The 21,899-nt window shown below is 31.3% G+C and carries 23 protein-coding genes and 1 riboswitch; of the genes, 21 read left to right on the forward strand and 2 right to left on the reverse strand.

From position 1 onward, the window contains the following. The first annotated feature begins 20 nt into the window (after window positions 1-20). The 9 genes from purE (at window position 21) to J2Z76_RS14855 (ending at window position 9,134) form a co-directional block, all read left to right on the forward strand. On the forward strand, window positions 21-515 hold the full coding sequence (gene purE / locus J2Z76_RS14815) for a 5-(carboxyamino)imidazole ribonucleotide mutase (RefSeq protein WP_209512837.1): 495 nt from the start codon (window positions 21-23) through the stop codon (window positions 513-515). 24 nt (window positions 516-539) lie between these two features. After that, a complete protein-coding gene (gene purC / locus J2Z76_RS14820; protein WP_209512838.1) occupies window positions 540-1,247 on the forward strand; it encodes a phosphoribosylaminoimidazolesuccinocarboxamide synthase in 708 nt (235 codons plus the stop codon). A gap of 16 nt (window positions 1,248-1,263) precedes the next feature. Next, window positions 1,264-2,655: an amidophosphoribosyltransferase gene (gene purF, locus J2Z76_RS14825; protein WP_209512839.1), complete on the forward strand. Its 1,392-nt coding sequence runs from the start codon at window positions 1,264-1,266 to the stop codon at window positions 2,653-2,655. A 32-nt stretch (window positions 2,656-2,687) separates the two neighbouring features. Beyond that, window positions 2,688-3,728: a phosphoribosylformylglycinamidine cyclo-ligase gene (purM, locus tag J2Z76_RS14830; protein WP_209512840.1), complete on the forward strand. Its 1,041-nt coding sequence runs from the start codon at window positions 2,688-2,690 to the stop codon at window positions 3,726-3,728. After that, window positions 3,716-4,348, forward strand: a complete 633-nt coding sequence (purN, locus tag J2Z76_RS14835) for a phosphoribosylglycinamide formyltransferase (RefSeq protein WP_209512841.1) — start codon at window positions 3,716-3,718, stop codon at window positions 4,346-4,348. The genes purM and purN overlap by 13 nt, the downstream gene beginning before the upstream one ends. Beyond that, window positions 4,345-5,907, forward strand: coding sequence for a bifunctional phosphoribosylaminoimidazolecarboxamide formyltransferase/IMP cyclohydrolase (gene purH, locus J2Z76_RS14840; RefSeq protein ID WP_209512908.1), 1,563 nt, complete (start codon window positions 4,345-4,347; stop codon window positions 5,905-5,907). Before purN ends, purH begins: the two co-directional genes overlap by 4 nt. A gap of 24 nt (window positions 5,908-5,931) precedes the next feature. Then, the gene (purD, locus tag J2Z76_RS14845) at window positions 5,932-7,185 is read left to right on the forward strand and encodes a phosphoribosylamine--glycine ligase (RefSeq protein ID WP_209512842.1); all 1,254 of its coding nucleotides are present in this window, start codon (window positions 5,932-5,934) and stop codon (window positions 7,183-7,185) included. A 121-nt stretch (window positions 7,186-7,306) separates the two neighbouring features. Further along, on the forward strand, window positions 7,307-8,578 hold the full coding sequence (locus tag J2Z76_RS14850) for a LysM peptidoglycan-binding domain-containing protein (RefSeq protein WP_209512843.1): 1,272 nt from the start codon (window positions 7,307-7,309) through the stop codon (window positions 8,576-8,578). An 85-nt stretch (window positions 8,579-8,663) separates the two neighbouring features. Further along, window positions 8,664-9,134 carry a methylated-DNA--[protein]-cysteine S-methyltransferase gene (locus tag J2Z76_RS14855; protein WP_209512844.1) on the forward strand — a complete coding sequence of 157 codons (471 nt, stop codon included), beginning with the start codon at window positions 8,664-8,666 and terminating at the stop codon, window positions 9,132-9,134. Between the two features lie 45 nt (window positions 9,135-9,179). Here the strand turns inward: J2Z76_RS14855 and J2Z76_RS14860 are convergent, their stop codons facing one another. Next, window positions 9,180-10,337: an iron-containing alcohol dehydrogenase gene (locus J2Z76_RS14860; RefSeq protein WP_209512845.1), complete on the reverse strand. Its 1,158-nt coding sequence runs from the start codon at window positions 10,335-10,337 to the stop codon at window positions 9,180-9,182. A gap of 282 nt (window positions 10,338-10,619) precedes the next feature. On the opposite strand from J2Z76_RS14860, the gene J2Z76_RS14865 reads away from it, so the two are divergent. Next, the gene (locus J2Z76_RS14865; protein ID WP_209512846.1) at window positions 10,620-11,342 is read left to right on the forward strand and encodes an MBL fold metallo-hydrolase; all 723 of its coding nucleotides are present in this window, start codon (window positions 10,620-10,622) and stop codon (window positions 11,340-11,342) included. A 46-nt stretch (window positions 11,343-11,388) separates the two neighbouring features. Here J2Z76_RS14865 and J2Z76_RS14870 read toward each other — a convergent pair whose 3' ends face one another. Further along, entirely contained in the window at window positions 11,389-12,711 is a 1,323-nt protein-coding gene (locus J2Z76_RS14870; protein ID WP_209512847.1) for a Na+/H+ antiporter NhaC family protein, read from the reverse strand. Window positions 12,712-12,858: 147 nt separating this feature from the next. Continuing rightward, window positions 12,859-12,974, forward strand: a riboswitch (molybdenum cofactor riboswitch). Window positions 12,975-13,015: 41 nt separating this feature from the next. Here J2Z76_RS14870 and J2Z76_RS14875 point away from each other — a divergent pair. The 11 genes from J2Z76_RS14875 to J2Z76_RS14925 all read left to right on the forward strand — a co-directional run bounded on the left by J2Z76_RS14875 (window position 13,016) and on the right by J2Z76_RS14925 (window position 21,798). Continuing rightward, window positions 13,016-13,915 (forward strand): ABC transporter substrate-binding protein, encoded by a 900-nt coding sequence (locus tag J2Z76_RS14875; RefSeq protein ID WP_209512848.1) that lies wholly within the window; start codon window positions 13,016-13,018, stop codon window positions 13,913-13,915. 18 nt (window positions 13,916-13,933) lie between these two features. Further along, a complete protein-coding gene (locus tag J2Z76_RS14880; RefSeq protein ID WP_209512849.1) occupies window positions 13,934-14,602 on the forward strand; it encodes an ABC transporter permease in 669 nt (222 codons plus the stop codon). Window positions 14,603-14,604: 2 nt separating this feature from the next. Then, complete coding sequence (locus J2Z76_RS14885; RefSeq protein WP_209512850.1) at window positions 14,605-15,306, forward strand: ATP-binding cassette domain-containing protein; 702 nt, start codon at window positions 14,605-14,607, stop codon at window positions 15,304-15,306. A 79-nt stretch (window positions 15,307-15,385) separates the two neighbouring features. Beyond that, complete coding sequence (locus tag J2Z76_RS14890) at window positions 15,386-15,871, forward strand: MogA/MoaB family molybdenum cofactor biosynthesis protein (protein ID WP_209512851.1); 486 nt, start codon at window positions 15,386-15,388, stop codon at window positions 15,869-15,871. Window positions 15,872-15,888: 17 nt separating this feature from the next. Beyond that, on the forward strand, window positions 15,889-17,109 hold the full coding sequence (locus J2Z76_RS14895) for a molybdopterin molybdotransferase MoeA (protein ID WP_209512852.1): 1,221 nt from the start codon (window positions 15,889-15,891) through the stop codon (window positions 17,107-17,109). A gap of 11 nt (window positions 17,110-17,120) precedes the next feature. Next, on the forward strand, window positions 17,121-19,025 hold the full coding sequence (locus J2Z76_RS14900; protein WP_209512853.1) for a molybdopterin biosynthesis protein: 1,905 nt from the start codon (window positions 17,121-17,123) through the stop codon (window positions 19,023-19,025). 13 nt (window positions 19,026-19,038) lie between these two features. Next, on the forward strand, window positions 19,039-19,995 hold the full coding sequence (gene moaA, locus J2Z76_RS14905; RefSeq protein ID WP_209512854.1) for a GTP 3',8-cyclase MoaA: 957 nt from the start codon (window positions 19,039-19,041) through the stop codon (window positions 19,993-19,995). 1 nt (window position 19,996) lies between these two features. Next, on the forward strand, window positions 19,997-20,476 hold the full coding sequence (gene moaC / locus J2Z76_RS14910) for a cyclic pyranopterin monophosphate synthase MoaC (RefSeq protein ID WP_209512855.1): 480 nt from the start codon (window positions 19,997-19,999) through the stop codon (window positions 20,474-20,476). A gap of 13 nt (window positions 20,477-20,489) precedes the next feature. Continuing rightward, a complete protein-coding gene (locus J2Z76_RS14915) occupies window positions 20,490-20,930 on the forward strand; it encodes an MOSC domain-containing protein (protein ID WP_209512856.1) in 441 nt (146 codons plus the stop codon). Window positions 20,931-21,068: 138 nt separating this feature from the next. Beyond that, on the forward strand, window positions 21,069-21,482 hold the full coding sequence (locus J2Z76_RS14920) for a thioesterase family protein (protein WP_209512857.1): 414 nt from the start codon (window positions 21,069-21,071) through the stop codon (window positions 21,480-21,482). 130 nt (window positions 21,483-21,612) lie between these two features. Beyond that, a complete protein-coding gene (locus J2Z76_RS14925) occupies window positions 21,613-21,798 on the forward strand; it encodes a hypothetical protein (RefSeq protein ID WP_209512858.1) in 186 nt (61 codons plus the stop codon). Window positions 21,799-21,899 lie beyond the last annotated feature (101 nt).

Consider the following 21,899-nt stretch of genomic DNA (forward strand, 5'->3'; position numbering starts at 1 on the left):
TAATTAATGGAGGAGGAAGTATGAAAATAGCAATTGTAATGGGAAGCGATTCAGATTTTCCGGTAGTTGAAAAAGGACTTAAAATTTTAAACGATTTTAGCGTTGAAGTTGATGTAAGGGTTATATCAGCTCACAGAACGCCTTTTACAGCACTTGAATTTGCAAAAAATGCAGAAGAGAATGGATATGAGCTAATAATAGGTGCAGCAGGTAAGGCAGCACATTTACCAGGGGTATTAGCAGGTTGTACACCACTTCCTGTAATAGGATTGCCAATAAAAGCATCAGAACTAGATGGAATGGATGCTTTGTTAGCCATAGTTCAAATGCCTCCAGGGGTTCCAGTTGCAACTGTAGCAATAAATAGCGCGGAAAATGCAGCCCTTTTAGCTGTTCAGATATTGTCTGTAAAATATCCTGAACTTAGAAATAAGTTCAAAGAATATAAAGAACAAATGGCTCAAAAGGTTGTTGAAAAAGACCGAAAATTAAATAAAAAAATAAATAACAAATAAAATTATAACTTTGGAGGAATCAAAATGGAAAAATTAGAAATGTTATATGAAGGAAAAGCAAAAAAAGTTTATAAAACTAATAATGACAAACAATATATCGTAGATTACAAAGATGATGCTACTGCATTTAATGGAGTTAAGAAGGGAACTATTATAGGTAAAGGCGTAGTTAATAACAAAATGTCAGCAGCTTTATTTTCACTTCTTGAAGAAAATGGAATACCAACACATCAGATAGAGCTATTAAGTGATAGAGAATCTCTTGTAAAAGCAGTTACAATTTTGCCACTTGAGGTTATAGTTAGAAATGTTTCAGCAGGTTCATTGGCACAGAGGCTTGGAATTGAAGAGGGCATTCCTATGAAAGAAACTGTTCTTGAATTTAGTTATAAGAATGATGATTTAGGTGACCCAATGATAAATGATTATCATATATTTGCTATGGAGTTTGCTACTAGAGAACAATTAGATTTAGTGAAAAAATATGCGTTAAAAGTAAATGAAATTTTATCTAAGTTTTTCTTAGAGAGAAATATTAAGTTGATAGATTTTAAACTTGAATTTGGTTTATATGATGGACAAGTGATTTTAGCAGATGAAATATCACCAGATACATGTAGATTATGGGACGCAGAAACTAATAAAAAGCTTGATAAAGATAGATTCAGAAGAGATATGGGCGGAGTAGAAGAAGTGTATCAAGAAGTTCTAAATAGAATAAGTAAAAAATAGAAAGATAGGAGAAGCCATGTACGGAAAATTACTAGATGACGACAAACTACATGAAGAATGTGGTGTTGTTGGGGTTTTTTCTGAAAGCCCAGAAATAACATCACAATTAATATATTATGGATTGTTTGCATTACAGCATAGAGGACAAGAGAGTGCGGGTATTGCAATAAATACAGGCGGCAAAATTGAATATCATAAAAATATGGGACTTGTATCAGATGTATTAACTGATGATGTAATTGAAAGGCTATCAGGTGGAATTGCTGTTGGGCATGTTAGATATTCAACATGTGGTGATAGCCAAGTTGAAAATGCCCAGCCATTAGTAGTTAGGTATAAAAAAGGTTCTCTTGCTTTAGCTCACAATGGAAATTTAGTAAATGCAGATTCAATGCGAGAAATCCTAGAAGATAGCGGAGTTATTTTTCAAACTTCAACTGATACAGAGGTTGTGGCTAATATGCTTGCTAGAAATTTTAATGGAGATTTATTAAAATCTATTAAAAATGTAATGGAAATTATTAAGGGTGCATTTGCATTTGTAATAATGACAGAAAAAGAGTTAATAGGCGTAAGAGACCATTTTGGTCTTAGACCTTTATGTTTGGGAAAAAGGCTTGATGGGTATATACTTGCATCGGAAAGTTGTGCAATAAATGCTATGGGTGGAGAATTCGTAAGAGATATCGAACCTGGAGAAATAGTAATAATTAATGAAGATGGAGTACAAAGTATAAAAAGCACAAAATATGCTCAAAAAAAATCATGTATATTTGAGTATGTATATTTTGCTAGACCAGATAGTAATATCGATGGTATAAATGTTTATCAAGCAAGATTTAATGCAGGAAGAAATTTAGCAAAAGAAGCTCCTGTAAAAGCAGATTTAGTTTTTTCAGTTCCTGACTCTGGTACACCTGCTGCAATAGGATATGCACAAGAATTAGGAATACCATTTGGTTTAGGACTGATTAAAAACAGATATGCAAAAAGAACTTTTATAGAACCTAAACAAGAGCTTAGAGAGCAAGGTGTTAAAACAAAACTAAGTGTTCTCAAAGAAATAGTCAAAGATAAAGTAGTAGTAATGATTGATGATAGTATCGTAAGGGGTACTACAATTAGGCAGTTAGCGCAAATGGTTAGAGATGCAGGTGCTAAAGAAGTACACATAAGAATTGCATCACCACCAGTAACTCATTCATGTTTTTTTGGTATAGATACGCCTTTTAGAAGCTATTTAATAGGGGCGACGAAAACTATTGATGAGATAAAGGAATTTATTAAGGCTGACAGTATTGCATATCTTAGCCTAGAAGGTTTGAAAACGGCAACAAGTTCACAGCATGGCTTTTGTTTAGCCTGTTTGAATGGAGATTATCCAATGGAAGTACCTAATTTTAAATAAGCAAATATGCAAATAAACAAAAGGAGCAAATTATGTCTGATAAATTAACGTATAAAGATTCCGGAGTAGATATACATGCAGGATATGAAACAGTAAAATTAATTAAAAATTATGTAAAAAAAACTTATACTAAAGGTGTAGTATCTGATATAGGTGGTTTTGGAAGCTTGTTTGCAATAGATAAAAATGAATATGATGAACCAGTTTTAGTTTCTGGAACCGATGGGGTAGGAACAAAGCTTATGATAGCCTTTAAGACAGATATTCATGATACAATTGGTGAAGATGCTGTTGCTATGTGCGTAAATGATGTAATATGCCAAGGTGCAAAACCTTTATTTTTCTTAGATTATATTGCTACAGGTAAATTAGATCCTAATAAAGCTTCTGACATTGTTAAAGGTGTTGCAAATGGGTGCATCAAAGCAGGAGCAGCGCTCATTGGTGGTGAAACTGCTGAAATGCCAGGTCTTTATAGCGAAGGGGAATATGATATTGCAGGATTTTGTGTTGGTATAGTTGATAAAAAGAAAATAATTGATGGTAGTAATATTGTGGAGGGTGATATCCTTATAGGAATACCATCAAGTGGAATTCATAGTAATGGGTATTCCTTGGTAAGAAAAGTATTTTTTGAACATAAGAGTTATGATGTAAATGAATATGTAGAAGAACTTGGATCAACGTTAGGTGAAGCATTAATGGTACCAACTAGGATTTATCCGGAATTAATACTTGATTTGATTTCTAAATTTGAAATTAAGGGAATGTCAAATATTACAGGTGGTGGTTTTTATGAAAATATTCCTAGGATGTTTCCAGATGGCATTACAGCAGACATAGACACTAAAGATATTAACGTATTGCCAATATTTAAACTTATGCAAAGAGAAGGAAATATTGATATAGATGAGATGTATTCAACATTCAATATGGGAATTGGCATGGTAATGGCTGTTAGTGCTGAAGTAGCAGAAAATTTGATTTCTTACCTCAATGAAAAAAATGAGAATCCTGTAATTATAGGTAAAACTATAAAAAGAGAAGGGGAGCTCAAAATATGCCACAAGTAAAAATTGGAGTTTTGGTATCTGGTTCTGGATCAAACCTACAGTCTATAATAGATAATATAGAGCTAGGCAAAATTAATGGAAAAATTGAAGTGGTTATTTCTAATAGAGAAAATGCCTATGGGCTAGAGCGAGCGAGACAGCATGGTATAGATGCTGTTTTTGTCCACTCAAAAGAATTTGCTAATATAGAACAATTTGATGAAGCTATAATCAGAGAATTAAAAAGACATAATGTTGAATTAGTAATTTTAGCAGGATATTTAAAAATATTGACTTCGAAATTCATTGAGGAGTATAATAATAAAATAATAAATATACATCCATCTTTGATTCCATCATTTTGTGGAAAGGGTTATTATGGTATTAAGGTACATGAGGCTGCAATAAACTATGGTGTTAAAATAAGTGGAGCAACTGTTCATTTTGTAGATGAAAATGCAGATACAGGACCAATTATACTTCAAGAGTCAGTTAATATAGAATATAGTGACAGTGCTGAAATATTGCAGAAAAAAGTACTAAAAATAGAACATAAAATTTTACCACAAGCTGTTCAATATTATTGTGATGGTAAGATAGAAATAATAGATAGAAAAGTTAAAATAAACATGGAGGAATAATAATGAGAGCTTTAATTAGTGTTTCTGATAAAACAGGAATTGTAGAGTTTGCACAAAAATTATCTAATTTAGGAGTAGAAATAATATCTACTGGAGGAACTTCTAAAGTATTGAAAGATGCTGGTATAAAAGTAATAGGTATATCTGAAGTAACAGGATTTCCAGAATGTTTAGATGGAAGAGTAAAAACACTTCATCCAAATATCCATGCAGGGTTGTTGGCAATACGTTCAAATAATGAGCATATGAAACAACTTAGAGATTTAAATATTAAAACCATTGATATTGTTGTTGTTAACTTATATCCATTTAAACAAACTATACTTAAAGAATCTGTAGATAGGCAAACTGCTATAGAAAATATAGATATAGGCGGACCTACTATGCTTCGTTCAGCTGCAAAAAATTATCAAGATGTTGCGGTGGTTGTTGACCCAAAAGACTATGATAAGGTAATTAAAGAAATAGAAAATAGTAAAGAAGTATCATTGGATACTAAATTTTATTTATGTTCGAAAGTTTTTGAACATACAGCTCATTATGATACACTTATTGCTACATATATGAAAAAAGAAAGAAGAGATATTGGGTTACCTGAAACATTTACTATGACTTTTGAAAAGGTTCAAGATATGAGATATGGTGAGAACCCTCATCAAAAGGCTGCGTTTTATAAAGAAGTTAATAAAAACAAAGGACTTCTTGCATCGGCCATACAACTTCATGGTAAAGAATTATCATTTAATAATATAAATGATACAAATGGAGCACTTGAATTATTAAAGGAATTTGATGAACCTACAGTTGTTGGTTGCAAGCATTCAAACCCTTGCGGCGTAGGAACTGCAAATAGTATTTATGATGCGTATATTAAGGCTTATTCTGCTGACCCAACTTCGATATTTGGTGGAATTGTAGTTGCTAATAGAGAAATAGATAAAAGAACAGCAGAAGAAATTAATAAAATATTTATAGAAATAGTAGTTGCGCCATCATATAGCGACGAAGCTTTAGATATACTTAAATCGAAGAAAAATATAAGACTTTTAAAAATAGAAAATATTATGACAAAGCAAGATGAAAATTCATATGATCTAAAAAAAGTAGCTGGTGGAATTTTAGTACAAACAATAGACTCTAAACTTTTACCATATGGTAGCGAATTAAAAAAAGTTACAAAAAAACAACCTACAGAAGCAGAAATGAAAGATTTAATAATGGCTTGGAAAATTGTTAAGCATACGAAATCTAATGCAATAACAATTGTTAAAAATGGACAGTCAATTGGAATTGGTCCTGGACAAGTAAATCGTATCTGGGCATGTAAACAAGCAATAGAACATGCTATTGAATATTTGGGAAAAGATAGTCTCAAAGGTGCATGTTTAGGTTCTGATGCATATTTCCCATTTCCTGATTGCGTTGAGGCTGCAGCAGAATCTGGTATAACAGCTATAATTCAGCCAGGTGGCTCAATGAATGATATAAAATCCATTGAAGCATGTGATAAACATAATATGTCAATGTTGATGACAGACATGAGGCACTTTAAGCACTAAATTTCGTAATTAGAGGAGGGAACGATGAAAATACTTGTTGTTGGAGGCGGCGCAAGAGAGCATACAATATGTTGGAAGCTTAATCAAAGTAACATGGTTACCAAAATATATTGTGCCCCTGGAAATGCTGGAATATCTCAAATAGCAAAATGTGTAGATATTAAGGCGGAAGATATAGAAAAAATCACTGATTTCTCAGTAGATAATAACATAGATATGGTAGTAGTCGGTCCAGAGGGTCCTTTAGTAGATGGTTTAGTAGATATACTTATGGAAAAAGGAATTAAAGCTTTTGGACCAAGTAAAAAAGGTGCTAGACTAGAAGGTAGCAAATCATACTCTAAAGATTTTATGAAAAAATATAATATTCCCACAGCTAAATATGAAACATATATAGATTCGAAAAAAGCTTTAGAAGGTTTGCATAATTTCACTACTCCAATTGTAATTAAGGCAGATGGACTTGCAGCTGGAAAAGGCGTTCTAATATGTGAAACTATAAATGAAGCAAAAGATGCTATAAATAGTATTATGAGAGATAAGCAATTTGGTGAAGCGGGTAATACCGTGGTAATTGAAGAATTTTTAAATGGAATAGAAACTTCTTTGCTTTGTTTTGTAAATGGTAAAGATATAATACCTATGGAAAGTGCAAGAGATTATAAAAAAGCATATGACAATGATAAAGGTCTTAACACTGGTGGTATGGGTTGCTTTTCACCTAATCCTATTTATACAGAATCTCTTAAGAAGTATATTAAGGAAAATATTCTTGATACTACGCTCAATGGATTTATAGAAGAAAATATGGATTTTAAAGGAATTTTATTCATTGGACTTATGATAACAGGTGATGAAGCTAAGGTTCTTGAATACAATACTAGATTTGGAGACCCTGAAACAGAGGTTGTTTTGCCTAGATTAAAATCTGATTTGTGTAAAGTTATGGAAAAAACGATTGATGGAACCCTTACTTTAAAGGATTTACAATGGACAGAAATGCATAGCACAACTGTTGTATTAGCTTCTGGAGGTTATCCAGATAATTATGAAAAGGGTAAAGAAATAACTGGACTTGATTTAGTTGATGAGGATGTTATAGTATTTCATGGTGGAACTAAATTATCAGAAGGTAAAATATTGACAGATGGTGGAAGAGTTCTAGCGGTAACTGCTTTAGGAGATACAATAGAAGAAGCAAGAAATAAGGTTTATAAAAATATAGAAAAAATTAAGTTTGATAAAATGGAATATAGAAAAGATATAGCAAAATTATAGAAGAAAGTGATTGAGGTTGGTACGCATATGTATCAACCTTTTTTTATCAATTTACCTAATTTAATCATTATGATTGAACTCCTGAATATATTTATATAATAAAAGGTAGTAGGAGGGGACTATGGTTATACATGTTGTAAATTGGGGCGATATATTATGGAAAATTGCAAAATATTATAATTCTAGTGTAGATAGGATCGTTGAAGTTAATAATTTGCATGATCCAAACAAACTGTTAGTTGGGCAATCATTGTTAATACCAACGGATGACACTTTATATACAATAAAATATGGAGATGTGCTGTGGAGAATAGCTGAAAAATATGGTGTCTCAGTAGAAAATATTATGAAGACAAACAGTATTATAAATCCTAATTTTTTATATCCTGGAACTAAAATTACTATACCACAAAGGGAAAAGAAAAAAATAGATGTAAATGGTTACATCTACATGCTAGGAAATGATTCTGTACCTATAATTGAAGAAGTTGGGGATAATTTAACATATCTAAGTCCATTTGCTTATCTAATAAAAGAAGATGGAGGGCTACAGGGACTTGATGATATGGCTGCAATTAAAACAGCAATATCTGAAAATATAGTTCCTATGATGGCAATTACTAATTTTAGTGTAACATCAAAAGGAGAAAACCTTGCACGCGAGGTACTTAATAATCCTAGAATTATACAAAAACTTCAGACAAACATAATAAATATTATGAAGGAAAAAGGTTATAAAGGATTAAATATTGATTTTGAAAATGTTCTTCCTAGTGACCGAGAGGCTTATAATAGATTTTTAAAAAGTACTGTTGATATAATGCACAAAGAAGGATTTTTTGTTTCTACAGCCTTAGCACCAAAAATAAATAAAGATCAAGTAGGACTTCTTTATGAGGCTCATGATTATGAAGCACATGGTAAAATAGTTGATTTTGTAGTATTGATGACATACGAATGGGGATGGAGAGGTGGGCCACCTAGAGCTATATCTCCAGTAAATGAAATGGAAAGAGTTTTAGATTACGCAGTAACAGTTATTCCTACGGATAAAATTTTGATGGGATTTCAAATTTATGCAAGAGATTGGACACTACCATTTGTTGGTGGCCGCGAAGCTGAAACATTTAGTGTCCAAGAGGCAATTGATAGGGCATATAAATATAAAGCTACAATTCAGTATGATGTAATAAGTCAATCACCGTTTTATCAATATACTGATGAAAATGGAATAGCTCATGAAGTTTGGTTCGAAGATGCAAGAAGTGCACAAGCAAAATTTGACTTAGTAAAAGATTATAATTTAAGAGGATTAAGCTACTGGGTTTTAGGATACCCATTCCAACAGAACTGGGAATTATTAGCGGATAATTTTACTGTTAGAAAAAGATAGTTTTTATTGATTTTGTAAAATTACAATAGTATAATAATATTAAGATAAGTTACATTTTTCGATAAAATAGTAGCAAGGGAGTATAGTGGAAATGATGTTTTTTTATGATACAACAATTGGAAAGATTGGAATTTCAGAAAATGGAAAGGCAGTTACAAATATATATTTTGAAAATGAAAGTCTGGAAAATAAAGTGCAATTAGTTGAAACACCACTTATAAAAAATGCTTTTGAACAAATTAAAGAGTATCTCAATGGAAAAAGAAAAACATTTGATTTTCCAATTGAGCTAAATGGAACTGAATTTCAAAAAAGTGTATGGAGAGCATTGCAAGAAATTCCATATGGAGAAACTAAGACATATAAAGAAATAGCTATTGCGATAGGGAATGAAAAAGCATGTCGAGCAGTTGGAATGGCAAATAATAAAAATCCACTTCCCATAGTAATTCCTTGTCATAGGGTAATTGGAGCAAATGGCAAATTAGTGGGTTATGCTGGTGGACTAAATATAAAAGAGAATCTTATCAAAATAGAAAATAAATTAAAAGAATAAATAAGAAGGTTTTGCCCTCTAATTTATTCTTTTATTATTTGAACTTTATAATGCTGCCTTATATATATTTAATACATCTTCTTTAGAAAGAGGACAATAAGCATTTGACAATTTTGCAGATGACTTTGTTGCCATAATATCAAATTTTTCTTCGTTAATTCCAACTTCTCTTAAAGTTGTTGGGATACCTAAACTTATAAAATATTCTCTTGTTTTTTCTATTGCTTTATTAGCAATTTCATATTTGTCTAATGACGAATCTATACCCCATACATTTGTTCCAAATTCTACGAATTTGTCTAGATGCTCATCATTTAATACGCGCTTCATCCAATGAGGTGTAACCATAGCTAATCCTACCCCATGAGTTATATCATAATATGCACTTAATTCATGTTCTATAGCATGGCAGCTCCATGCACCTGGTTTTCCTAAAGCTAAAAATCCATTAATAGCCCAGCTTGATGTCCACATTAAATTAGCTCTAGCTTCATAATCATCGGGTTTTTCTATAGCTTTAACACCAAATTCGATACATGTCTTTAATAATCCTTCTGCCATTCTGTCTTGCATATATCCTTTGGAATTAGAAAAATAAGCTTCGATAATATGACTCATAATATCCGCTGTACCTGCTGCAGTTTGATATTTTGAAACAGTGTAAGTGTATTCTGGGTCTAAAATTGATGCAACTGGTCTCATATTTATATTACCCACACCAATTTTATCATTTGTGTCCATGTTTGATATTACAGCCATCATATCCATTTCAGAACCAGTTGCTGCTAGAGTTAAAATACTTACAACCGGTAATACTTCTTTGATTTTTTTAGGGTTTATTACTAAATCCCAAGGGTCTCCATCGTATGCTACTCCAGCAGCAATAACCTTCCCACAATCTATGGTGCTTCCACCACCAACTGATAAAACAATGTCAGCATTAAATTGCCTACAAAGTTCAACTCCTTTTTTTACAGAAGTAAGCTTTGGATTAGGCTCTACACCAGATAGTTCAGTATAAGGTATGTTATTTTCATTAAACATAGTTGCTATAGTATCATATACTCCAATTTTTTTAATGCTTCCACCACCATATACAATCAATACTCTACTGCCGTATTTTTTTATAATATTAACTAAATTTTTAATTTGACCTTTACCAAAATATATTTCGGTAGGTATTGAATAAACGAAATTTTCCATAATTAATGTTCTCCTAATTTGTTATTTGTTTTTAAAAATAGATGTGTAGGTAGTATATATTATATAATTTTAAAATTCAAGCCTATATATTAGATTATATTTTAAAAAATTTCTTTTCATCACTTTTGTTGACAAGGATATAAGTATAATATATAATTCGAAACATAATTAATGAATGAAATTTTGATATAAAATAAGAATAAAAATAAAGTATGAAGTGATACACTATCTAGTATTTTGTTTTGTATAATTTTATTATAAGTTTACTTACTGGAGGATAAAATGCTTATTAAATTAACCGATAGAATTTATTATATGCCACATAATGAGGAAACTGATAGACCAATTTTGGGGTATATTAAAGGCGATAATTATTCGCTTATGGTAGATGCAGGAAATTCAAAACAACATGTTGAAATTTTTTTAGATGAGATTTCTAAATTAGGGTTGCCGCATCCTGTATATGTAATCTTAACACATTCTCACTGGGATCATACATATGGGCTAAGTGGATTAAATGCTGTATCAATAGCATGCCGTGAAACAAATGATCATTTAGAAAAGATGAGCAAGTGGGAATGGACAGATGAGGCAATGAAAGATAGATTAATAAATGGAGAAGATATAGAATTTTGTGATACCATGATTAAAAGGGAATATGAAAATAGAGACGAAATCCTTGTAAAAACTGCTGATATTGTATTTGAAAATGGACTTTCCATTTATTTAGGAAACATTAGTTGTGAGCTTAGAAAGATAGAAAGTTCTCATGCAGATGATTGTGTTGTAGCTTATATACCACAGGAAAAAGTCATTTTTATAGGAGATATTATATGCGAAGACTTACATCATGGAGAACCTGTGTATTATAGAAATAAGCTTAAAAGCTTAATAGAAAATATGAAAGCCATAGATTTTGAAACAGCACTATTTGGGCATTTGCAACCATTAACTAAACAAGAAGTAATTGCTATGCTTGAAGACGAATCAAACATAGTGATTTAATTATAAGATAATGGAGGACATATAATGTTATACATCCTCCATTATCTTATATATTCGTAGTTTGACTTTTAAGCTTTTTTCTTCGCAAATTAAAAAGTGGAACTAGGTATAGAAATACAGCATATGGTATACTTTTTATTCCAACTGATAATGTTGCCATAGGCACAGCTATAGCTATATTCCATGGAATTAGTTCAGAAATTAAAACTACAGTATTTTCTAAATCAATTGCTATTTCGCTGTTTGATGAATTGTTATTTTTATAAATTTTATTCATTAATTGGTGAGATAACATAATAGATAAAGTTTGATTACAGCTAAATATACTTGTTAAAATACTTGTTAGGATCATTGTAGGATAAAGCTTAATTTTATAAGCTATTTTTTCTAATAAACTTTGTATTACATTTAGCATACCTGTTCCTTCAAATATTCCAGAATAAGTAGATGCAATTAATACTATAAAAGAAACACCAATCATAGATGTCATGCCACCACCAGAAATTATATCTGAAAAGCTTCCAGCTGTACCTAATTCATATCCAATAAACATAAATCTAAATACATTAATTAACTCTATATTTTGAACAAAAATGCAAATTATAATACCAGAAACAATGCTGAGAAACATGGAAATTTTCACATCAACTTTAAAAATTGCAAGTGATAAAATAATTATAGCAGGTATCATTACAATAGGATTTAAATTGAAGTGTTGTTCGATTTCATTTAAAAGTGAAGTGTTTGCAATTTCTAAGGGGTTATCCTTTGATAAGAATACATAAATTAATACAGCGAAAATAAATGGTACTGAAGCTGTAGCAAACATGTTTTTTATATTGTTGTATAAATTTGTTTCTGTTATAGTTGCAATGAGGTTTGCGCTAGAAGAAGTAGGAGCGCATCGGTCTCCGAAAAAAGCACCTGAAAAAATTGCACCTGCAGTTATATTTAAATCAACATTTCCACTCTTTGCAAGAACAATTAATACAACACCAATTGTTCCAACGGTTCCAAAACTTGTCCCCAAAGTAAAAGATACCATGCATGATAATAGAAATGCAAACAATATAAAATATTGAGGTATAATTACCTTAGTTCCATAATAGACAAAAAATGGTATCGTTCCACATGCCCTCCAAATTCCGGTAATTAATCCTATCAATAAAAGAATAGAAATTACAATGAGAGATTTAATTGTTCCTGTTGACATCATCTTAAATATTTGTTTTAATGTAAAACCTCTATGTAGAGCTGTAAAAATGAAACAAAGAAGTCCAATTAATAAAGGAATAGTTGTTGGTATTTTTTTTAGTACACTAAAGATTAATGAAAGTGTGAAAATAGTTATTGCTAATAAAAAATCCATAAAAACGCTCCTTTAGTTATGATAGTGCTATTATACAACTGAATATTACAAAATACAACTCTTTTAAGTTGAGTGCAAATTATTATTTCAAAGACAGCTTATCAGATTTTTATTCATTGACAAATTTAGTAAATTGATTTAGAATTTTAATGTGTTATTCTCCGAGCTAAAATTTCTAAGGCGTATGCTATGAATATTAGCCGTTAGGGTTTAATTGGAAACAATTGAGCCTCCCAGTGGAAAGGAGATTGCTATATTAGCATGTCTCTTTTCATATATTAATATATTGAAAGGAGTTTTTTTTATGAAAAAAACAAAACATTTTCAAAGGAAGGGCTTGTTTATAGTTCTTTTAGCATTAATGATGGTAATATCTCTCGTTGCTTGTCAATCGACAAAACCTGCACCATCGGAAACACCTTCTGAACAACAAGCAACAAACCCAGCTACAGAGGAAAAGTCAATAATTTTAGCAACAACTACAAGTACTCAGGATTCAGGACTTTTAGATTATTTATTGCCTGAGTTTAAAAATGAGACAGGCATTACTGTAAACGTTGTTGCAAAAGGAACAGGAGCAGCTCTTGAACTTGGTAGAAATGGTGATGCAGATGGACTTTTAGTACATGCAAAGGCTCAAGAAGAGAAATTTGTAGAAGAAGGCTATGGAGTAGAACGATTTGATGTAATGTACAATGATTTTGTAATTGTAGGACCAGAAGCGGACCCAGCGGGCTTGAAAACAGATGCACCAAATGATCCAATAAAAGCGTTCTCTTTGTTATCAGAAAAACAAGCTACATTTATTTCTAGAGGTGATGATTCTGGAACACATACAAAAGAAAAATCTTACTGGGAAAAAGTTGATATAACACCAGAGGGTGATTGGTATGTGTCAGCAGGAAGTGGAATGGGAGCAGTTTTGCAGATGGCTAGTGAAAAGCAAGGATATACATTAACAGATAGAGCAACTTATCTTTCTATGAAAGATGATCTTGACCTAACTATTGTAACAGAGAAAAATGATTTAATGTATAATCAATATGGAGTAATTATGGTTAACCCAGAAAAATATCCTATAAAAAAAGCCGAAATGCAAGAATTTATAAATTGGATATTATCTGACAAAGGACAAGATTTAATTTCTACATACGGAGTAGAGGAATTTGGGCAACCATTGTTCATTCCAAACTCAAAAAAATAAAAAAACAAAAGGTGAGCTATGATTCAATTAATTATAAATTTTTTTAATACATATAATGATATTTTCAAGGTTATAACGATGTCTTTGACTGTGTCATTATCATCAACCTTGATTTCATCTGTATTAGGTTTGACATTGGGTATAATAGTATCGTTAAATGAATTTAAATTAAAGAAACATATCATGAGAGTAGCAAATACTCTCATGAGCTTACCTCCTGTTTTAATTGGTCTGTTAGTTTATATTCTTCTCTCCCGCAAAGGACCACTTGGACAATTCGGTTTATTATTTTCACCAATGGCAATGATAATCGCCCAATCTATGTTAGTCTTCCCGATTATATTTGGACTTACGGTTTCATCCGTAACTGAAATAGCTGTTGAAGTGGAAAAAACTTGTATTTCTCTTGGAGCAAATAAATTGGATACATTTTATACTATAATAAAAGAATGCAAGTTACCGCTTTTATCCGTTGTTACAGCAGGTTTTGGCAGAGCAATCTCTGAAGTGGGTGCAGTTATGATGGTTGGTGGGAATATTAAAGGGTACACGAGAGTTATGACAACCTATATAGCATTAGAAACAGGTAAGGGTAACTTTAATGAAGCTATAATTATCGGTTTTGTTTTATTGCTAATATCATTTTCTGTAAATTCAGTACTTTTTAAATTACAGGGGAGGAATTAGACATGAATTTGAAACTAGAAAATGCATACAAAGAATATAGTGGTGTTCGTGTTCTTGATATAGATAAATTAGAATTTACAGAAGGTAAAATATACGTTATACTTGGTTCAAACGGAAGCGGTAAAAGTACTCTTGTTAATTGTATTGCAGGGTTTAATTCATTTAGTGGAGGAAGCGTTCTGTATAACAACGAGTGCATAAATTATAAAATAAGAAATAGCATTTCAATAATGGTCCAAAAGCCATATCTTTTTAACGACACTTCTTTAAATAACATTGTTAGTGGCTTGAAATTTAGGAAAATTAGTAAAAATGAAATAGCAGAAAGACTAGAAAGGTATTTGTCATATTTAGACATCAATGAATTAAAACACAAAAAATCAAAGTGGCTTTCAGGTGGAGAAAGAGCAAAAATTGCATTGCTTAGAACCGCTATTCTTGAAACGGATTTAACATTACTAGATGAACCAACGGCTAGCATGGATATTGAAAGTACTATAAATGCAGAAATATTGATAAAGAGCATGTCTGGTGGTAAAAGAACGATAATTATTATTACACATGATGTATATCAAGCAGGTAGAATTGCTGATTATGTACTTTTTATGGATAAAGGAAAAGTAATTGAAATGGGTTTAAAAGATAAAGTCTTAAAAAACCCTGAGAATAATTTGGTTAAGCAACTTATGAATATGAAAATTTAGGCTACATTAATAGATGTAAGATATACTACTATTAAGTATTCTTTATATATAAATGGCAAACAAATAGAGGAGGAAGCAAATGATTAGAACAGGAATATTAACAATTAGCGATAAGGGTTCAAGAGGAGAGCGAGAAGATGGAACGGGTCCAGCAATAGAAAACACACTCGATGAAAAATACATAGTTGAGTATTATAAAGTTGTTCCAGATGAAATAGATATTATAGTTAAAGAATTAATTTATATGTGTGATGAACTTAAGCTTGAACTTGTTCTTACAAATGGCGGAACTGGTTTTTCACAAAGAGACATAACACCTGAGGCGACACTGAAGGTTATAAAGAAACAAGCACCTGGAATTTGTGAAGCAATGAGGCAAAAATCACTTGCAATTACTCCTAAGGCAATGCTTTCAAGAGCAACAGCAGGAATAAGAGATGGTTCTTTAATAATAAATCTTCCTGGAAGTCCAAAGGGAGCAGTTGAAAATCTAGAATTTGTATTGCCGGCATTACCACATGGTATAGAAATATTAAATGGTACTGGAGGAGAATGTGCTAGATAAGGAGGAGTTATACTTATATGGATTTATTCAAGGTTTTGACTATAGATGAAACAAGAAAACTAATAGATGATAAATTTTCTAAAATAATGGGAAGCGAAACAGTTAGTATTTTAGAATGTACAGGAAGAATTTTATACAATAATATAAAATCAAAAGAAAATGTCCCGGATTTTAGAAGGTCAACCGTTGATGGATATGCAGTATATTCTAGAGATGTTTTTGGAGCAAGTGAAACTATTCCATCAATGTTAGATTATAAGGGTGAAGTTTTGATGGGACAGGAAGTTCAAGAAGAAATAAATTTTCCAGGAGAATGTTTCTATGTTCCAACAGGTGGGATGTTGCCAAAAGGTGCTGATTCCGTAGTAATGATTGAATACACCGATAAACTTGATGATAATATAATTCTTGCATCAAAACCTTCAGCTCCGCTAGAAAATGTAATAGATATTGGTGAAGATATAAAAGTTGATGAAGTTGTAATAAAAAAAGGAACAAAACTTCGTGCTTATGAAATAGGTGTTCTTTCTAGCCTTGGGTATAGTGTGGTTGAAGTATATAAGAAACCTGTAATAGGTATCATATCTACAGGAGATGAAATCGTTGATTGTGATGATGAAAAAAAAATTGGACAAATAAGAGATATAAATACATATTTGCTTTATTCTTTAATAATTGAAAGTGGCTGCATACCAATAAAATTTGGGTTAATTAAAGATGATTATAACATGCTCAAAAATACTTTTAAAGATGCTTTGTCAAAGTGTGATATGGTTTTAATGTCAGGAGGAAGTTCAGTTGGCAAGAAAGACCACACTGTAAATGTAATAAATTCTATAGGAGAAATACTTGTTCATGGTATCTCTGTAAAGCCTGGCAAGCCAACAATAATTGGAAAAGCTGAGAATAAAATAGTATTTGGACTTCCAGGACATCCTTTAGCTTGCGCTGTAATTTTCAAATCAATTGTAAAAAATTACATAGATAAAATTATGGAATATAGCGATATTTCATATCCTGTAGAAAGTAAATTTGAAATAAATTATCACAAGGCAAAAGGTCGAGAGGAATACTTACCTGTAACGCTACACATGATTAATGGAGAAATGATTTCTAAACCAGTTTTTGGGAAATCAGGATTAATAACTGGCTTTTCTAAAGCATGGGGTTATGTTCGGATAGATAGAAATGAAGAAGGATTAAAAGAAGGCCAAAAAGTTAGTGTAAACAAATTTTAAGAGGTGATTTTGTGCAAAATGTTTATTTGTCGAATTATGAACTAAATGAAGCAATAGAAATATATTTAAAAAAATTAGGAAATTTTAGTTTGAATAAAGAAAAAATTAGTACTTGGGATGCAAATGGTAGAATAACTTGTAATCCTATGTTTTCAATTATTTCGTCACCACATTATAATTCATCAGCAATGGATGGAATTGCAACAAAAAGTGAAAAAACATTTTCAGCATCTGATAGAAATCATGTTATTTTAGAGGAATTTGAGGATTATATAGTAGTTGATACGGGTGATCCAATACCAAGAGAATATGATTGCGTAATTATGGTTGAAGATTTAATAAAGGTTGATGAAAAAAAAATTGAAATTTATCAAAGTGCTACTCCGTGGCAGAATATTAGACCGTTAGGAGAAGATATAGTTGAAAATCAGCTTATTATACCGTCTAATCATAAAATTAGACCTGTTGATATAGGTGCGCTCATAGCTGGTGGTATAAACTCTTTGGAGGTATATAAAAAACCTGTAATTGGAATAATCCCAACTGGAACAGAGCTTGTTGAACCTGGTACATCTCTTAAGATAGGAGATATAATAGATTTTAATTCTAGAGTTTTTTCTGCTCAGGTGAGTGATTGGGGAGGAATAGCCAAACGATATAATATAGTTAAAGATAATTATCAAGAAATCAAAAACACTGTTATAAAAGCATCAAGCGAATGTGATATGGTGTTGATAAACGCAGGATCATCAGCTGGGAGAGAAGATTTTACTTCAGAAGTTATAAGTGAAGTTGGTGAATTAATGATCCATGGTGTAGCAATAAAACCAGGAAAACCAGTAATGATGGGAAAAGTAAATAACAAGCCAATCATAGGTATTCCAGGATTTCCTGTTTCAGCTTATTTTGTAATGGAAAAAATAGCAAAGCAAATTGTAGAAGGATTGCAAGGAATTGAAAGTAAAGTAGATAAAGTTATTGACGCAACACTTACTAAACGAGCAATGTCCTCCCTTAAATATTTAGAGTTTGTTAGGGTTAAGCTTGGGTACATAGATAATAAATTTATAGCAACACCACTTGCAAGAGGTGCTGGAGCAACAATGTCATTGGTAAAGGCTGATGGAGTTCTTGAAATTGACCAAAATGTAGAAGGTATAGAAGCAGGTACAATAGTAAAAATTAAGATGCTAAATTCTGAGGAAAATATAAAAAATACTCTTGTTTGTATAGGCAGTCATGATCCAATAATTGATATTGCATCTGATATCATGCATCAAAGAAATAAAATGTATTTTCTTTCATCTGCTAATGTTGGAAGCATGGGAGGTATTATGTCTCTTAATAAGGGGGAGGCACATATGGCACCAATACATTTGCTTAATATGGAGACAGGTGAATATAATAAATCCTATGTAGAAAAATATATTCCCAACAAAAAAATATGCCTTGTAAAATGTGTTAAAAGAATACAGGGTTTTATGGTTAAAAAGGGAAACCCCTTAAATGTAAAAGATTTTAAGGACCTGTCCAGAGATGGACTAAAATTTGTAAATAGACAAAGAGGTTCTGGAACAAGATTGTTGTTAGATTATAATCTTAAAAAATTAAATATTTCACCAGAAAAAATCTCGGGATACTTCAGAGAGGAATACACTCATCTAGCTGTTGCAGCTGCTGTTTCGGCTGGTGATGCAGATGTTGGACTTGGGGTATACTCTGCTGCTACTATGATGAATCTTGATTTTATACCAGTTTGTAATGAAGAATATGACATAGCTATTCCAGAAGAATATATAGAAATGAACATTGTTAAGGAATTCATTAAAACAATAAAATCAAAAACTTTTAAAGAAGAACTTGAAAAACTTGGTGGATATGATTATACTGAAACAGGAGATATAATATACCAATGAGGAGTTGAAGAGGATGCTAGACAAAACAGGAAGAAAAATAGATTATCTTAGGGTTTCTCTAACGGATAGATGTAATTTAAGATGTATTTATTGTATGCCTGAAGAAGGAATACCAAAAAAAACACATGATGATATAGTTCGTTTTGAAAATTTTGAAAAAGTGATTAGTGCATTTGCAACTCTTGGTATAAAAAAGGTTAGATTTACAGGTGGAGAACCATTAATTTTAAATGGAATTGAAAAGCTTATTAAATTTACTTCATCACTGCCATCAATTGAGGATGTATCATTGACAACTAATGGAATTTTGTTATATGATAAAGTTGAAGAACTTAAAAAGGCTGGACTTAATAGGGTAAATATAAGTCTTGATACATTGAATAAAGAAAAGTATAAGAAAATTACAAGAGGTGGAGATATTAGTAAAGTTTTGTCTGCCATAGAAAAATGCATTAGTATAGATTTAAAACCTGTTAAAATCAATGTTGTATTGATGAAGGGAATAAATGATGATGAAGTGGAAGATTTTATCAATTTAACAAAAGCTATGCCAGTACAAGTTAGATTTATTGAACTCATGCCAATAGGTGAAGGATTGAAATTTTACGAAAAAAGCAGTATGAAAATTGACGAAATTATCGATAATCATAAAGAGCTCATTCATATAAAGGATAAAAGTAATGTTGCATCAGTATATAAAATAGAAGGTGCAAAGGGCACTGTAGGATTTATAAGTCCTATAAGCTGTAAGTTTTGTAATAATTGTAATAGAATTAGACTTACATCAACAGGTTCCATAAAACCTTGTTTACACTCACATGATGAAATAAGTTTAAAGCCATATTTTAATGATGAAAAAATGTTAAAGAAAGTAATTGAAGATGCAATATACAATAAACCTGATGAACATCATTTAGCAGAAGATAAAAAAAGTCAAACCGATAAAATGATGTATCAAATAGGAGGGTAAAATGGATTTATCACATATAAATGATCAGGGAAGAGCTAGAATGGTTGATGTAAGTGACAAAGAAGAAACTAATAGGGAAGCCATAGCAAAAGGCTATGTGTATATGAAGAGAGAAACTCTAGATAGAATCAATGAAGGTACTATGAAAAAGGGTGATGTTCTTTCAGTTTCACAGGTTGCAGGAATAATGGGTGCAAAAAGCACAGCAAGTATAATTCCTATGTGCCATCCAATTATGCTTTCGGGATGTGATATAAGTTTTAAGCTTGATTTTGAATATAATAGAGTTGAAATTATTTCAACTGTGAAAAATTCAGGACAAACTGGAGTTGAAATGGAGGCATTGACTGCAGTTGTGGTTGCAGGCCTAACTATATATGATATGTGTAAAGCAATAGATAAAGAAATGATAATTTCAGATGTTATGTTAATAAGGAAAACAGGTGGTAAGTCAGGTATTTTTCAGAGGGAACAAATATAATGGAGGAATAAAAATGGCTAAAGTACTAGCAGTCAATATAAGTGAAACAAAAGGTGTACCAAAGGTTTCTATAGAAAAAGGATATTTTGAAGTTGACCATGGACTTGTAGGAGATGCTCATGCAGGAAATTGGCATAGACAAGTAAGTTTACTTGGACAAGAAAGTATTGATAAAATGACAGCAGTTGGTGTTGATGGATTATGTACTGGAAAATTTGCAGAAAATCTAACTACAGAGGGCGTTTTACTATTCGAACTTCCTATAGGTACTAGAATGAAGGTTGGAGAGGTTACAATGGAAGTTACTCAAATAGGAAAAGAATGCCATGCAGGTTGTGCAATTAGAGATCTTGTAGGAGATTGTGTAATGCCAAGAGAGGGAATATTTACAAAAATTATAATTCCAGGTTATATTAAACCTGGTGATGAAATTGAAATAATAACAAATAAATAGAAAACAGATTTAATTCATAAAGGCAGACTATTTGGTCTGCCTTTTTATTCTAAAAGATATTAAAATTCGACCCTTGTAATAAATCTCATTTAATGGTATAATTAATTGAAAACGATATCATTAATAGGAGGTCACATTATGTTAAATTCAAATATAAACCATAAAATTTATGAAGGACTTTCCATTACTTACGAGAAAGTTACAACAGCAGCAGATTCATATATATCTAATTCAACATCAATAGATAGTCTTCTTTCATCACCGTCGCTTCTTTCTACGATAATTGATGTATCATGTAAGATGTTAGATAAGTTGTTGCCAGATGAATATATTACTGTTGGTCGTAATTTAGAGCTTTCTCACTATCATCCTACACTAATAGGAGAAAAAATATCAATTGTTATTAAAGTAGTAAAAGTAGATAAACAAAGAGTTCATTTGGAATTTGTGGGAAGTGATTACCTTGGTGAATTTTGCAAAGGTAAATATGAAAAAGTCATAGTAAATAGAAACACAATAATTGAAAGTGCAGTTAAAAGAGCAAAATTGTAATATTTAAAATCTTACGGGTAGACTAAATGGTCTACCTGTTGTTTTTTTGAATGTAAATTTATATTATTTAAAATAAAAAAACAGGTATAACTGTTTTGAAAAGTGAAAAACTAATAAAGAGGTGATAAATATGGCAAAAGCTGGTATGAGAAGACCAGACCCAAAAGAACCACATGGAACGGAAAGCAATCATAAAATGCATATGCCAAAAAATGATGTGCCACCAGTTCCGGAAATTCAAGGCAAGGCCAAATATGGACATGAAAAGGCTAAGCAAATTATTATAAATAAAATTCATCATAAGGAGCTTGAGTAGAAATTAGAATATTATAGCATTCTAATTTATTAATTGTAGTTATGGATGATAAATTTTTTGAAAGCATAGCTGTTAAACAAATAACAGTTGTGAAATAAAAA

Origin of the sequence: Sedimentibacter acidaminivorans, assembly GCF_017873955.1 — a bacterium.
Taxonomy (GTDB): domain Bacteria; phylum Bacillota; class Clostridia; order Tissierellales; family Sedimentibacteraceae; genus Sedimentibacter; species Sedimentibacter acidaminivorans.